The organism is Neobacillus sp. BF23-41 (assembly GCF_041106275.1).
In genome coordinates, this window is the sequence record NZ_JBGBPR010000005.1 from 119,929 (window position 1) to 135,257 (window position 15,329).

Consider the following 15,329-nt stretch of genomic DNA (forward strand, 5'->3'; position numbering starts at 1 on the left):
CTGGTCGGCACCAGATTGCTCAGTAAAATTGCCTCTTCCCCTATATGGAATACCTGCTCCACTCATCTTTAGATCGTACTCAGTTTATCGAACAACCATACAAGATGATTGTATTTACCACAGGATTGTATGTGATCTCTCTCGTTCAGGATACGTTCCATTGCAATCGAGTCGTCGCCGAACCCGGTATTTTGAACTAGGTTAACAGGGGGACGGTTTTCTGCAATATTTATACGAATTTGATGAAGTAATGTTATGATTGCTTGGTTAAATTCATGAAACTCATCGGGAAAGCTTGCAGTAAGGGATTGATGTTCTAATATAATCTTTTCCATGAGTCCATAATCCGTTGGATGAATAGAGTGCAGGGCTCTAATGGATACATCAAGAACCGGGTGCTTTAGTTGAAACAACAGACGATTTAAGTTCATATCTTCCTCCTTCGTTTTCGAAGGCGGATGTTCTTGATGAAACGTTTCTAAATCATCTTCGATAATAAAATTAGCATTGGCCTTATATAATCTATAAGCAAACTCAGCATCCTCGGGTCCCCATCCTTTGAAATTCTCTTCATAGCCGCCGACTTGCTCCATAAAACTTCTTTTAATAGAAAGAAAACCTAAGCAAGCCATCCAACGCAATGGGCTGCTATAAAAATGTTCCCTAAGGTATTTTAATAAATGATGAGCATAACTTCTGTATTTTACCATCGAGTATAAATTTTTTATATCGTCAATATCCTCTCTATTAACCACTTGTTGGGGCTCTTGTAAAAGCCTGATATGAGTCGTTAAGCTACTAAGTGTCTGTTCTTGCGATACCATCTCTTTAAGTCGTTGGTTGAAGAGATAATTTTTTTCGCTCCACTTATAAATCGCGTTGATTTGATTATTAGTAAAATCCGGGGATAAAAAAGTATAAATGCGCCCCCGCTTGCTTCCTGCAATAACAACGGATTTCTCATGAGTTAGATGATGCTGGTGGTTAAGGGTAACATAGTTAGGGGAAACGATGGTTTCTGCATCCAAAATGATAATAATCTCTCCCCTCGCATGCCTAAGTCCAATATTTCTTGAAGCAGCAACACCAACATTGGTACTATTGCGAATATATTGAAAATGGTAGGGTGGACAGTATTCCTTAATTTTTGGGGTCTGGTCGGTAGAGGCGTCATCAATCAAAATCACTTCCATTTTGGATAAATCAAAGCACTGTTTCTCCAATGCATAAAGGCTAAGCAGATTAAGGGGATAGCGGTTATATGAAGGCATGATAATTGTGACTTCAATTTCCATGTTTTTACTCATTCCTCCTTGAGAGCTTATAGCTCGAACTATATAAAAAGTTCGGCTTAATTTGTTTTATTTATAACTAGTATTTAACGAAAGATATACCGACAATAATTAAAAGGATAAAAGCACCACGATTAAAGCAAAATTAACGCCATAACCATCTGACATAATAGCTCACCACCTTAATTAATAGATAGAACATCGTATGTCAGAACATTAAATATCGAATTGGACAAGAATAAAAATTAACATATATTTACATAATCTTAATATTTAAAAAAGCTATTAGCCTGCTCCACATTTCGAAGATATTTTGCTTATTCAAGTAACCTGCCACCCTCAAATAAGAAAAAGGATCGCCGCAGCAACCCTTTTTGAATTCAAGCACCCAGTAGCCTAATTGGAGATTTCTTCAATCAGTTCTGAAAGTCTTATTAGCCCCTTTTTTAATTCGTGAAGTGATGCATAGGCATAGGACAAACGAAGATGAAATTGATCATTGTGGTCGTAAATATTTCCTGGGTTTAGTAAAATCCCCTCGTTTAGTGCTTTTTCAAATAATTTTCTAATTGAAATTTGTTTTTTGATTTGCAGCCAAATATAAAAACCACCCTGTGGGATATTCCATGTGGCTAATTGCGTAAAATGTTTATTTAGTATTTCAAGCGTGAAATCTCTACGGAATTTGAGTTCTGTCCTTATCTTCTTTACATGTTCATCATATAAACCACTTGATAGCCACTCTGCGACGATGAATTGAGATAAAGAACTTGAGCCATAATCAGTTTGCATTTTTATATCAGCTAACCGATCTATCACTGGTTCTGGTCCAACGATCCAACCAATTCGTAAACCAGGACTCAGAGTTTTAGACATACTCCCTATGTATAAGATAAGTCCTTGTCCATCAATGGATTTTAATGGATTCGGTGGCGGGTTCTCAAACCATAAATCTCCGTAGACATCATCCTCAATAATTGGCAGCTTTTCATTCTTACAAACATCCAACAACTCCTTTCTTCTATTTCCTGACATTAAAATCCCCGTGGGATTATGGAAAGTTGGGATCGTATAAAGCAAAGCACCATTAAGCTGCTTTTTTAACCTCCCAATCGACTCGGGTCTAATCCCTTCCTCATCCATGGGAATTCCAAGTAAGTTCATTCCTGCTGATTGAAATACATGCACTGAATTTAGATAAGAAGGCGTTTCAAGAAAAATGGTTGACTCACGGTGCAATAATCCTAAGGAAATCAATTGCAATGCTTGAAGTCCTCCTGAAACAATCATTATCGATTGAGGGGAAACTTCTATTTTCTTCGTTTTTAAATAATTGCTTATCATTTCTCTTAAATAGAGGCTTCCTTTTGGTTCCGAGTATCCTAACGAAAACGTATGGGGAGAATGCCTCTTGAACATTTGTTCCATTTCTTTGACAGGCAACAACTCTGGTGAAAGTTCTCCTGTTCCAAGGCGTATTACTTTTGGATTAATTTCTGCTCTATTAATTTCTTGAATTGTTTTGTTATTGGGTTGGTAAGATCCTGACTTAACGTAGCTGTTCCAATCAGGCGGCGGGACTGAAGCAAGTAAACTCCACGTATTATTGACCACAAAAGTCCCTCTTCCAACTTTTGATTCGATTAGCCCATCAGCAGATAACTCATCAAGTGCATAAACAATGGTACTCCGATTCACATTGAATTTCTTTGCTAAATCTCGTTGAGTAGGAATTTTAGTTCCAACCGTCCATTCACCGTTTATTATTTTTCTCTTCATAAATTCATAGATTTGTTGATGGAGTGGAATCAAGGAGGATTTGTTTAGGATCCAGTCTTTTTCAATCAAAAGGAACTCCCCTATCATTTTTAGATTAATTATAAATGATTGGTTGGGTAATATTCCATCCAATTGGTTGGAGACGAATGTAATCATATCTAATACAATGCAGTTATTACATATCAGGGGGAGAAAAATGTTAGAAGCAATTTTACACGGCATGATCTTAGCATTCGGTTTAATCCTACCTTTAGGGGTACAAAATGTTTTTGTCTTTAATCAAGGTGCAAGTCAGCCCAAATTCGTGAGGGCACTGCCAGTCATTATTACTGCAGCTATTTGTGATACTTTGCTTATTTCAATAGCGGTCTTAGGAGTGTCAGTCGTTGTACTTGGTTCTTATTGGATAAAAACAGTTCTTTATATAATTGGTAGTTTATTTTTACTCTACATGGGTTTTGTTGTATGGAGGTCTAAGCCTCAAAATGTACAGGAAGTAGGATTAGCTTTTTCATACAAAAAACAAATATCTTTTGCTATGTCAGTGTCTTTACTAAACCCACATGCCATTTTGGATACCGTTGGTGTAATCGGAACAAGTTCCGTAAAATATATAGGCTGGGAGAAAGTTGCATTTGCTGTAGCATGTATATTCGTTTCGTGGGTATGGTTTGCAGGATTGGGCATAACAGGAAGAATGATAGGGAAAATAGACAAATCTGGAAATTACCTAGTGGTCCTAAATAAAATTTCAGCTATTGTCATGTGGGGTACAGCTGTTTATATTAGTTCTTCACTTTTAGATTAAATTTCATTGAATAGCAACTTTATCTGTAAAAGGAAATCAAAATGATTTCCTCTTTCCCTAAAAAAGCCTTGCCCAAGAAATCTTTTACCATTTCTTTTGGGCAAGGCTTTTTAGTTTATTTTCCTGTTAAAGCGGTATACGCATTTGCTTCGCCAGATCCAAAAAGAGGATCATGTCCCTTTTTCCCATAATCGAATGCAGTCTTTTCAATCAGTGCCTGCACTTGGGAAGGTGTAAATTCTGGATGAGCAGCCTTAATTACTCCTGCAATACCAGCTACTTTTGGTGAAGCCATGGAAGTTCCGTGTAGGTATGCATAGTCACGATTTACTGTAGTAGAGCTATTTGGTTCTAAATTTGTTGGCCAAGTTGACAGCGTCCGATACGTAAAATCACGTTCAGCTAATTTACGTGATGCATCATATACTGGACCATTGTCTCCTCCAGGAGCAGCTACATCAATAAAACTATTTCCATAGTTTGAATAGAAAGCTAGTTTAGCGGTTGACCACTTATTGGATGATGAAACGGTAATAACGCCAGGCGTACTACCCGGCACCTCAACCGTTACGCCTTTAAAAATGATTCCTAAATCCTTACCATATGTTACATTCATATAATCAGTAAGGGATTTTTTATCAGCGTAATCCAGAGAATCATTTCCCGCCGCTGCAACAACAGTAACATTTTTATTAACAGCATATTTGATTGCCCGCTTCCAAAGGAGAATATCGGCTATATCAGAATAGCGAGTGCCTTCATAGTAATACTTCAAATTATCAAATCCGCCAATTGACATATTAATAACATCAACTCCATCGTTTGCAGCCTGTAGGATTGCTGCTACGATTGGTGTTGTTGGAGCACTTCCACTAGCATCGAAAATACGGTAAGCACGAATCCCTAAGTCAGGACCGACTCCTTTTACTTTTCCATTGGCAGCGATGGAACCAGCCACATGTGTACCGTGACCGTTCGTATCTGTTACATCAGTAGGATCAACGGGTGCTGGATCACCGTATCCACCAGGAGGGACAAAGTTTTCACCCCCAATAAAGTTTGCCTTTAAATCAGGATGTGTTTGATCAATTCCGGAGTCAATTACACCGACAACTGCCTTATGAATGACTCCGTTGCTTGTTTCAGTCCCACCTGATTCTAGCTTGTAGGACTTTCCATCATTGGTCAATCGCTGCATATCCCATTGAAGATTCCAATATGTATCAGCATCAGGAAGCGTCACAGGTTTACCATCAGCACCCTCGGGTTGTCCATCCTCCAGTTTGAAGGACTTTTCAACATTGGCTGCTGAAATAGTAGCGCTTGATTTCAACTGGTTGAGAAAATTGGGATTCGTTGAGCGAACTTCCAATCCGCCAATCTCAGGAATAGCTTTTACTACTACCCCACCAGCATTTTTAATTTCAGTTTGATAGTCTTTTGGTAATGACTGACTATAAGCAATAAGATAATTTTTGCTTACAGTCTGTGAGCTTGCTGATGTGTGCACACTGGTTGAAAAAGATAATAGAGACATTGCCAAAACACTACTGGCTGCTATAGCCATTCCCCTTTTTTTCTTCCTCATTAAAAGACCTCCTATATTAATTTTTCTATCATTCTTAATTTTATAATTATAAATTTCAAATTGAAAACAATACTTGTCGATAAAAAATGACATGATCGGTAGACATTGACTTAATTTGTCATATCGATTGTTCTAGGTATTGGAAACTCTCGACCTATTATACCTTTTATCTCCTCCAATCTATTGACTCTAATTATCTTTATTACATATTAGATATAACAATTCATACTCCGGCTCGTTAACACTTGAAACGCCTCCTTACAAGGACAAGTCCAAGAAAATCTTCGTTTTTAATTTTTTTACTGTTTCCAGTCTGAATATCTTTAACTGGAATATCTTTTAATTTGAGGGTCTTAATCGAGATTTATCAACTTAATGAGTTTAATAAAAATATTCGAAGGCTATTAGGAGGTATATTTATGAAGGCTATCGTTTCTTACAAATATGGTCCACCTGATGTGCTTGAATTAACAGAGATGGAAAAGCCTATCCCAGAGGACAATCAAGTACTTGTTAAAATTCATGCAGCATCGGTGAATTATGGTAACCTAGTCCTTTTGAAGGGTGAACCTTTCTTAGCACGATTTGCTTTCGGTCTTCTGAAACCAAAATTCCCTATACCCGGAGGCGACATCGCAGGTCAGGTTGAAGCAATTGGCAAAGATGTTACGGAGTTTCAACCAGGCGATGAGGTATTCGGAGACCTATCCGGATGTGGTTGGGGTGGTTTTGCCGAATATGTTTCTGTTCCTGAAAATGTATTAGCCTTGAAACCAGCCAATCTTTCCTTTGAGGAAGCTGCTGCGGTACCTATGGCGGGCGTCACAGCCTTACAGGGTCTAAGGGATAAAGGCAAGATTCAGTCGGGACAGAAGGTATTGATTAATGGTGCCTCAGGTGGTGTGGGGACTTTCGCCGTACAGATTGCCAAATCTTTTGGGGCTGAGGTAACTGGGGTGTGCAGTACGAGAAATTTAGATATTTTGCAATCGCTTGGATCAGACCATGCCATTGATTATTCAAAGGAAGATTTTTCTCAAAAATTGCAGAGTTATGACCTTATTCTTGGGGTGAACGGACATAAACCACTATCAGCCTATAAGCGAACCTTAAGTCCCAATGGAATTTTTGTTCACGTCGGGGGTTCTGGAGCACAAATGTTTCAAGCAATGGTCCTCGGGCCTTGGATTTCAATGACCGGAAGTAAGAAAATGGGTACTTTTTTACAAAGGTCAAATCAAAAAGATCTGATTTATATAAAAGAACTGCTTGAAGCTGGCAAAGTAAAACCAGTTATTGATAGATGTTATAAGTTGAGTGAAGTTCCCGAGGCCTTCAGGTATTTTGAAGAAGGTCATGCTCAGGGAAAAGTTGTCATTACTATGTGAATCATTATTTAAAAAATAATAAAGTAGTAGAAAGAGGAAATTTGTTAGATAATATAAGGCTTTGTGGTTCCATCTTTAATCATAAAGAGAACGCACATTTAGACCTAACAAAATGTGCGTTCTCTTTATGTTCGTTATAACTATCAGAGGAAAGTTCGTTATCTGTCCCAAAAACGAATTAGAGCGTCTCCGATTCTAGTCGAAATCCTTCCACGACCACATCTTCATCAATCTCCAATAATAGGCAGCGTTTTCCTTGGTACATAATATATTTTACATTTTTCAGCTCTTTCGGGCTGATGGATACATCTGCCACTTTCGTATTGATTTTTATGGATTTAGGAACTAAACTGCTTGCTTTGAATTCATGTTTTTCGTCATCTACGACAGCTTTGAAGGCATGTTCCACTTGGGCAGTCTCGACATTTTCAACCCCGCTTACTGTTAAGATGCGTTCGATGTCCCGATAATCCAACGTAGGAGCTTCACTTTCTTCGCTTTCTTCATTTTCCTGCACCATTTTATCGATTTCCTCATAGACATTCGAAATGACCTTGGAATCCACTTGGTCTCCTATTACTTTTTTTAAAATCTGTTCAAAGCTGTCCTTATCTTCCTGGGCAGTAATGATCTCTTCGCAATTGAGCACCACTTCAATAAATGTCCCATCTGGTTGATTCGCTTTTCCTGCACAATAAAGAATATGGTTTACATCTGCAGAATTGTCATTAAAAGCAGGGAACAGAAAGCCTGACAACGGAGACGCTAGATTGATAATTGGATCAAAGACGTTATTCGATTTAAATTCTTTCTCAATATAATCAAACAGCAAGGCTTTTTTCGGCTGATCCGTTTTATTGAGACTGCAGAGGATAAACTCGTTGGAATAAACTTCATCATTCCCACCTTCTTCGGACTCTAGGTCTCGTTTCCTGGTAGCCTTTCGATATTCTCCTCGAATAAACGTCACCATCGTATCAAACTCATAAACCGTATGAGCAAACATTTTCCCGACTATCTGCAGCATGTTTTCTTTCCAATCTTCTGTTGAATCAGCTCGTAGTCCATCGAAGAGGATATGTTGTGTACTATCTTCTACATCGCGGATAAATTTCAGTTCAAACAGTTTGGCATCGAGATAACCAGTCAAAACCTTTTTAAAGTTGGCCAAAAACAATTCTTGTGCTTCTAGTTCTAACATTTGAAACGGTTGACTGACATGATGGTAAATCTCACCTGTTTCTTTCTGAACATAAACATTGAAGATTTCTCGAATTTTCATGAGATCATTGTCGAATTTAAATTGCTTACGGATATTAGCGATATCGTTTTTATTCATATGTATCAACTCCCCTTCATGATTATACTGTTCAGACAGGAAAATAGGAATACTCTTTACCTTATTCTACCTGTTCTATTTTTCAATTTTTGCTAAAAATAAATAAACCACCCGTAAAGGCTCGCTTTTACGAATGGCTAACTGACATTTTGCAACTATTAAATATTTTGATCAAAAGTATCCTAAAAAACATGGATAGTTGCTAATTACGTGATAAAAATCCTATTCGCCCGTTGATGTTTGAAGTACTTTTAACCTATAACAGCATGTACACTAGGTCTCCGGATTACTAAAACATCACATTTAGCTGATCGTACAATTGCTTCAGAAACAGAACCAGTCAAGAATCGTTCAACAGCATTTAACCCTGTAGCGCCACACATAATTAAATCTGCCTTAACTGCCTTTGAAACTTCTCCAGTAATGATCACTTTTGGAGAACCAAATTCGATGATTACTGTTACGTTTTTAATACCAGCGCCCTCAGCTTGTGACTTATAGCTATTTAATAGTTCCTCTGATGACCTCTGTGCACGCTCAACAACTGAACGGTCATATGCTTCGAATGAACGAGAATTGATTACGTTTATTATGGTTAAAATTGAATTTTTGTTACGTTTTGCAACATCGATTGATTTTTGAAATGCGTGTTCGGCTTCTTTTGAGCCGTCTACAGCTACTAAAATACTTTTATAATGATTTAGCATCCGTCCTAATTCCCTTCTAAAATTATTAGAAAACTGTTTTTTCTTTAGATTAATTTGGCTTTTTGATAAATAATGACAATACAACATTAATCACCGCTAACACTAAACTAATGGTAAACACTAGGGAAGTTCCCGCTGCTGCTGCCTGTGGCAATTCATTGGCAGTGGCTGCTAAGTAACTAGATTCTTTGGATGAAAAAATCGATACCATTACCGCAATACCAATAGCTCCCGCTACCTGTTGAATCGTTTGAGTGATTGCGATTCCATCTGGATAGTATTGTTTCGGAAGAGAATTTAATGTGTTTGTTTGTACAGAAGCAAGCACCGCCCCTATACCCAACATCATGAAAATATGAGTTACAACGACCATCCATAAAGCCGTTTCAGTGCCAAATTGTGCATAGAGTACATAACCAATCGCTACTAAAATGGTTCCAGGTATAATAACAGCTTTCGGACCATATTTGTCGAATAGACTACCAATGCTTGGAGCTAATACACAGTTTAGTAAGCTGCCTGGCAGCAAGATAAGACCTGTTGTAAAAGCTGCAATTAATAAAGACATTTGCATATACATTGGTAAAATGACGAGCATGGACAACATATTAAAGAACGTAATAAAACTCATAAAGACACCAAGTACAAACAGTGGGTACTTAAATGCTCTTAGATTCAACATCGGATTCTCCATTTTCGTTTGACGAATGGAAAAAAGAATAAGTGCTGCTAATCCGACAATGATGGACCCAAGAACGATTGCACTAGTCCAACCGGCATCACCAGATACACTGAATCCGTAAACGACCCCACCGAATCCAATTGTCGAGAGAATAACAGATACTGCATCTATCGAAACCTTACGAATCTCATTCACATTCGGTAAATAAAGGAGTCCAAAAATAAGAGAGAACAGTAAGAAAGGTAAGGTAACCCAGAAAATCCAATGCCAGGATAATGTATCTAAAATAAGCCCTGCAATGGTTGGGCCTAAGGCTGGACCAGCTAACATCACTAAGCCCATAATTCCCATCGCGGCGCCTCGTTTATTTGGTGGGAAGATGGTAAAAATAACATTTTGCGTTAAAGGTAAAGCAATTGCTAATCCTGCTGCTTGTATAACACGTGCCACCATTAAAAGACTAAATACAGGAGCTATAGCTGCTAGAATGGTCCCGATAAGGGATAGTGATATAGCAGTCAAAAACATTTGTCTTGTTGTGAATTTTTGCATTAAAATACCCGTTACTGGTACTAAAATACCTAATGTTAAGAAATAGCCTGTTGCTAACCATCCGATCGTCGTTGCATTCACGTTAAATAATTGGGCTAAATCTCCTAAGGCGATATTTAATGCCGTTTCACTAAAAAGCCCGACAAATCCAGCTACAAAAAGAGCCGCCATAATCGGAGCTGTTTTGTATTGTTTTTTCTTTTTCACCATCGTGTCAGTCTTGATTTTTTGTTTCTGAATTGTATTGATTTGTTGATTCACTAATAAAAACTCCTTTAATTAAAATTTCATTTACCCCTTCGTCTTCCCTTCTTACTAAAAAAGAATTGTCGTAATTTCAATTTCAGCAAAGAGCATTTCCGTAGTACACCCCCGAACACTAAACGGTTCGTTAACTATATCAAAAATTTTTTCTCTTTGTCAACTCAGTTGACAATATTTTTTTATTAAGTTATTATCAACTGAGTTGACTATTTTAGAAAAAGAAAAAACCCCCACTTCGTCAAATAGATTGACAAAGCAAGGGTTTTTAGCATTCAATGATTTATTGATTCATTAGAACTTTTTTAATAGACTAGGTAATACATGCGAAATAATTTTGAGTGGACTGCTTTCTTTTTGTGTCAAACAAAGCATAATTCCACCTTCAATAGAAGCCGTCATCATGAGAGCAATTGAATGAGCAGTTTCTTTGGAAAACCCATCTGCTACTAACTTGATCGAATAAATCTCTTGCATTTTTGAGTAGAGGTCCGAACAGGAATCTCGGACTGGTTCACTTAAAGATCCCATTTCACTAACAATACTCGTAAACGTAGAACCAGCAATCGTACCTTCGCGTTCAAAGTCAACTACTAATTTATCAATCATCGCCTGTGTGGCTTCTTGAGTAGTTGGAAACCGTTTGAAAGTGTTCTCAATATCCGCAGTAATCACTTCCTTTATGGACTGAAGGCAAGCAATTAGTAATTCTTCTTTTCCATTTGGAAAGTGATGATAAAACGAACCTTTTGAAATATCACATGCTTTTAAAATTTCGGTTAAGCCTACACCTTTATATCCTTTTTGCTGGAAAAGCGTAGTCGCAATGTTGATTATATGTAGTTTTGTATCCATTTCTGTTGAAAAACTCCTTCATACGGACCGGTCTTTTTATTACTATATCAATAAAGTTTTCCATTTTTCAAGAATTTTAAGGTAATTTCCAACAAAAAAGGAGTAAATCTTTTAATTAGATTAACAAAGCGGGGGTTTTTTGCTATTTTTTATATCTTCCAATCTAACTTTAAAATACCTTTAAGAATACTTACTTGTTCAGTCCCTATTTTTTCTGCAATTTTATTCTCAAGTTTGGCTTTAAGGGCCGCGTTTTTTTCGTAGCATTCTTCTCCTAAAGCTGTTAACTGGATACACTTTTCTTTCTTGTTGTTTTCTACATTGTTGATTTCAACTAATCCTTTTTCAGAAAGCTTTTGGATAAACTTATGTATCGCCTGACGTGAAATTTCTACATTTTTTGTAACATACGAAATGCTAGGCTGTTTTTTATAAATCCTAGCCATGATATACCATTCAGAATTTGAAATATAAATTTCACTTTGATCGTTCCAAGCTTTCTCTGAGATACTTCGGACCAAACTATGACGCTCACTTAATAAGTCGATAAGATCTAAATTTTGTAATTCAGCGTTTGAAATCAAATGATTCACTCCAATCATAATCCTCGCACCTACTATACAAAATACGGTAATGGTTGTCAATTTGGTTTACTTCCATAGCCAGACAAGGTGCTAAAGAAGATAATAACCTTAGCTAAATCTTTTCATTTTCTCAAATAAATACTGCACTCCATATAGAATATAAATTCTTTATATAGATAAAACTTGTCCTCATGAAATGTTTGTTTAATGCCTATTCGCTAAAATTTCTTGCATCTTGCGTGACACGAGGGGATAAAAATTGTTAATCGCGCTAGTTGTGGAATTTCCCCCGAAAAATCCTGTCCCTGGGCACGTTTTTACATTATAATCTGGCCCTCTATCTAGTACTCTTTCCTTCGTTCTCAAATTCCACCAATGATGATAAGTAATACTATCAATGGAAGGAGTTAATCCGAATTTTATAGATAACATGGCGGTAATATAAACAATGGTTTCCTTCTGTTCTGCAGTCATAACATCATGACCTTTATCGAAGTTGCCAACATTTTCGATGGTAATCCCTGTTTTATTAGCCTTTGGCCCAATAGTGCCTTCGGGGGCTATGTTAAAAGGCCTTGAAACAGCTACTTTTCCATCCGGAAAAGTGGTAATATTTTGAGCGATATTACTCCAGCCCATTCTTCTCTTATGGAAATTTTCCATCCACATTAACATTCTAAAATGATTGGATCCATTAAAATGCTTGTATGACGGCAACCATGTGTGATGCTGTTGAATGATAGTTACCTTCCTATTAATTCTAGCGTTAAATAACCAGTCGCTAAATTCCTCCCTCGTCATCAAGATATGCTGACCTTGCATGGTCATTTTTTTAGGAGGAATCTTTAATACTTGCCCGATATAAAGGTGTTCAGATGAAAGTTGATTGTTTGCTTTTATACTGTCGACTGTAGAATGAAAGGCTGATGAAATTCCCCTCAGGGTATCTCCGGCAACCACTTCATACATGATTGGAACCCACAACTTCTGACCCACTAATAATGAATTGGATTGCAATCCATTGGTTACCTTGAGATCATTAACAGAAGTGTTATATCTATTCGCTATTCCAGGTAAAGTATCCCCTAATTTTACCAAATAAATATTACTAGGTTTATTACCAGCAGCCTGAGCAGGAAATGGATGAATAAGCATGAATACAATCAAACCAATGACAATGACAAAATTATTTTTCATTTTACATATCCTTTCAAAGTAAATCAGTTTAATTTTGCAAACTTAAAAGGAACGTGAAATAAAATAGCATAAAAAAAAGCATACTCGCATGGTATTCTCTCCAACTTTTCATAACTTTTAACGATTATTTTGTACTACCTTTAGGTAATTATGTCTTTTCTGTGAACATTTTGTTTTTAAGAGGTTTCTACACGATTGAATACATAAATTGGTATTTATGTTTGGCAACTTTATTGATACACTAATTGCTGACAAAAAGAGATAAAAAGTGGGGATTTAATTGAATCTAACAATAGATAATTTAGACTTTCACCAAATAGTTGAGAATTCCCTTAACTCGATATTGATTGTTTGTGAAGATCAAACGATCCGCTACTGTAACAAAGCTGGTTTACACTTACTAAATCTTCCATCTCTAGATCAAATATTAAATAAAAAAATAAGCCAATTCCTCCCTCCTGATCTTCATGATATGTGCAATGAAGGATTAACTAGGGTTATCAAAAAACAAGAAATCATTAAAGAAATGGATATAAAAATTATTAAAAATCATGGGGAAGTTGCAGATGTTGAAATGATGACCATACCGTTTTATTTTGAAAATAAAGTATTGGCTCAGGTTATTATTCAAGACATTACCAAGAGGAAAATTGCAGAGAAACGGTTGAAAGATCGAGAAAAATTAGCTTCACTTGGTCAATTAGCAGCTGGCATTGTTCATGAAGTTAAAAACCCATTAACGGCAGTAAAGGGATTTTTACAATTAATTAAAGAATCTCAAAATCATCCTTATTTAGATACGATGGAAAGCGAATTAGAAAAAGCATTACAAACACTTCAAAATTTATTGCAGGTATCCAAACCCGACTTACAAGACGAACCTCTGATATTGATTGACTTATGTAAAGAGTTAAATTCTATATTGCTTTTATTCCAAGAAAAACTTTATTCCGTTGAGGTTGAAATGGACTTAAGAGATTCTGATAAGAGATTTTATGGAAAGAAAAATTTACTCTTAAAATCTTTTTTCAATCTGATCAAGAATGCCATTGAAGCAATAATGGCCGATGGAAAAATAAAAATTGAGCATTATTATCATGAAGGTTGGATTCATATTAAGGTGAGTGATACAGGCCAAGGTATTCCTGAAGAAAAGTTGGTCCTATTAGGAACACCTTTTTATTCTAGTAAACCAGATGGAACAGGACTTGGATTGACTCAAGTGTTTACAACGGTACATGAGCACGGGGGAAATATATCGGTACAAAGCGTGGTTGGAAAAGGCACAACGTTCCATATTCAACTTCCAGTTAAAATAATCTAGGATTTTTTATGATTTTGGATCTATTTAATACCCGATTAAAAAAATAGCTTGGCAATCGCCAAGCTACTCCCTCTCTAGTACTTGAAATTAATCAAGATATTTATAGTAATCCTGGGAATGGTAACTTCTAAATCCACATGATTCATAGAGCCTTAGTGCATGCGAATTTTTGGCCTCAACCTCTAGAAAAATAGGCAGCCCTTTTTGATGTTCCATTTTTACCACTCTTGATAAAGCGTTTCTCCCAATCCCTCTTCCCTGAAGCTCTGGAAAAACAGCAAAACCATAAATCCATGCTTCTCCATTGGATTCGGAAACCCGCATTTTTCCAGCAGTTTTTCCTTCTACTTCAATAAGTAAACGTTGATCACTGCTGTTCTCCCGAATCAACTGATTAAACTCCCTTGCTGCATTTTCATTCAATCCAAATCCCAAGACTTCGAGTCGTATTTCTGCTTCCCAATCCTCATTTGTAAAGGACTTCCTTAAGGTTATATTGGGATCCACAGACAATTCAGTTTCCTGCCATTTCATTTGATATTCTGCTAACGAAAATACACATGGAATATTCTTTAAAAACTGCTTGGCAGATTGTGATTCTGTTGGAGCATTTAACAAAACAGTTGTAAAACGTTTTTTCGCTTCTCCAAGTCCCATTTCTAGCAACTTAGAAAATAACCCTTTCCTTCGATAATCCGGGTGCACCATCCCGCAAAGCTCCACTTTATCTCCAAAACCATAGCATCCAAGAAAACCGACAAGCCTGCCATCTTCATAATGGAAGAAGTCTTCCTTTTTATTCCCGATTCGATTTTCAAGCATATCAAAATTCATCTTGAGCTGAAATCCTCCCTCTTTTTCACAAACCTCTTGAAGTGCTTTTATTTCAATCAATTCTTCCTTTGTTAGCATTCATTTCACCTCTGTTTATATTCACCTATTCCTATTCTTGACCATGCCGTGTCATTCCTTC

13 protein-coding genes are annotated in these 15,329 nt (G+C 36.8%); 3 read left to right on the forward strand and 10 right to left on the reverse strand.

The features are described 5' to 3' along the window. Nucleotides 1–68: 68 nt before the first annotated feature. Together AB7942_RS10505 and pdxR are read right to left on the reverse strand one after the other, a co-directional pair. Complete coding sequence (locus AB7942_RS10505; RefSeq protein ID WP_369446803.1) at nucleotides 69–1,307, reverse strand: glycosyltransferase family 2 protein; 1,239 nt, start codon at nucleotides 1,305–1,307, stop codon at nucleotides 69–71. A gap of 381 nt (nucleotides 1,308–1,688) precedes the next feature. Further along, entirely contained in the window at nucleotides 1,689–3,140 is a 1,452-nt protein-coding gene (pdxR, locus tag AB7942_RS10510; RefSeq protein ID WP_483310859.1) for a MocR-like pyridoxine biosynthesis transcription factor PdxR, read from the reverse strand. 127 nt (nucleotides 3,141–3,267) lie between these two features. On the opposite strand from pdxR, the gene AB7942_RS10515 reads away from it, so the two are divergent. After that, nucleotides 3,268–3,879, forward strand: coding sequence for a LysE/ArgO family amino acid transporter (locus AB7942_RS10515; RefSeq protein ID WP_369446804.1), 612 nt, complete (start codon nucleotides 3,268–3,270; stop codon nucleotides 3,877–3,879). 115 nt (nucleotides 3,880–3,994) lie between these two features. Here the strand turns inward: AB7942_RS10515 and AB7942_RS10520 are convergent, their stop codons facing one another. After that, nucleotides 3,995–5,467 (reverse strand): S8 family peptidase, encoded by a 1,473-nt coding sequence (locus AB7942_RS10520; RefSeq protein ID WP_369446805.1) that lies wholly within the window; start codon nucleotides 5,465–5,467, stop codon nucleotides 3,995–3,997. Nucleotides 5,468–5,886: 419 nt separating this feature from the next. On the opposite strand from AB7942_RS10520, the gene AB7942_RS10525 reads away from it, so the two are divergent. Beyond that, nucleotides 5,887–6,855, forward strand: a complete 969-nt coding sequence (locus AB7942_RS10525; protein WP_369446806.1) for an NAD(P)-dependent alcohol dehydrogenase — start codon at nucleotides 5,887–5,889, stop codon at nucleotides 6,853–6,855. A gap of 178 nt (nucleotides 6,856–7,033) precedes the next feature. Here AB7942_RS10525 and AB7942_RS10530 read toward each other — a convergent pair whose 3' ends face one another. The 6 genes from AB7942_RS10530 to AB7942_RS10555 form a co-directional block, all read right to left on the reverse strand. Beyond that, entirely contained in the window at nucleotides 7,034–8,194 is a 1,161-nt protein-coding gene (locus AB7942_RS10530) for a DUF4317 domain-containing protein (protein ID WP_369446807.1), read from the reverse strand. Nucleotides 8,195–8,445: 251 nt separating this feature from the next. Continuing rightward, the gene (locus tag AB7942_RS10535) at nucleotides 8,446–8,901 is read right to left on the reverse strand and encodes a universal stress protein (protein WP_369446808.1); all 456 of its coding nucleotides are present in this window, start codon (nucleotides 8,899–8,901) and stop codon (nucleotides 8,446–8,448) included. A 49-nt stretch (nucleotides 8,902–8,950) separates the two neighbouring features. Continuing rightward, entirely contained in the window at nucleotides 8,951–10,360 is a 1,410-nt protein-coding gene (locus AB7942_RS10540) for a DHA2 family efflux MFS transporter permease subunit (protein ID WP_483310866.1), read from the reverse strand. A gap of 330 nt (nucleotides 10,361–10,690) precedes the next feature. Next, on the reverse strand, nucleotides 10,691–11,251 hold the full coding sequence (locus AB7942_RS10545) for a TetR/AcrR family transcriptional regulator (RefSeq protein WP_369446809.1): 561 nt from the start codon (nucleotides 11,249–11,251) through the stop codon (nucleotides 10,691–10,693). Between the two features lie 149 nt (nucleotides 11,252–11,400). Next, complete coding sequence (locus AB7942_RS10550) at nucleotides 11,401–11,853, reverse strand: MarR family winged helix-turn-helix transcriptional regulator (RefSeq protein ID WP_335712959.1); 453 nt, start codon at nucleotides 11,851–11,853, stop codon at nucleotides 11,401–11,403. 186 nt (nucleotides 11,854–12,039) lie between these two features. Further along, entirely contained in the window at nucleotides 12,040–13,032 is a 993-nt protein-coding gene (locus AB7942_RS10555; protein ID WP_369446810.1) for a LysM peptidoglycan-binding domain-containing protein, read from the reverse strand. Nucleotides 13,033–13,312: 280 nt separating this feature from the next. On the opposite strand from AB7942_RS10555, the gene AB7942_RS10560 reads away from it, so the two are divergent. After that, entirely contained in the window at nucleotides 13,313–14,356 is a 1,044-nt protein-coding gene (locus tag AB7942_RS10560) for a two-component system sensor histidine kinase NtrB (protein ID WP_369446811.1), read from the forward strand. Nucleotides 14,357–14,443: 87 nt separating this feature from the next. Here the strand turns inward: AB7942_RS10560 and AB7942_RS10565 are convergent, their stop codons facing one another. Then, nucleotides 14,444–15,268, reverse strand: a complete 825-nt coding sequence (locus AB7942_RS10565; protein ID WP_369446812.1) for a GNAT family N-acetyltransferase — start codon at nucleotides 15,266–15,268, stop codon at nucleotides 14,444–14,446. Nucleotides 15,269–15,329: the final 61 nt, after the last annotated feature.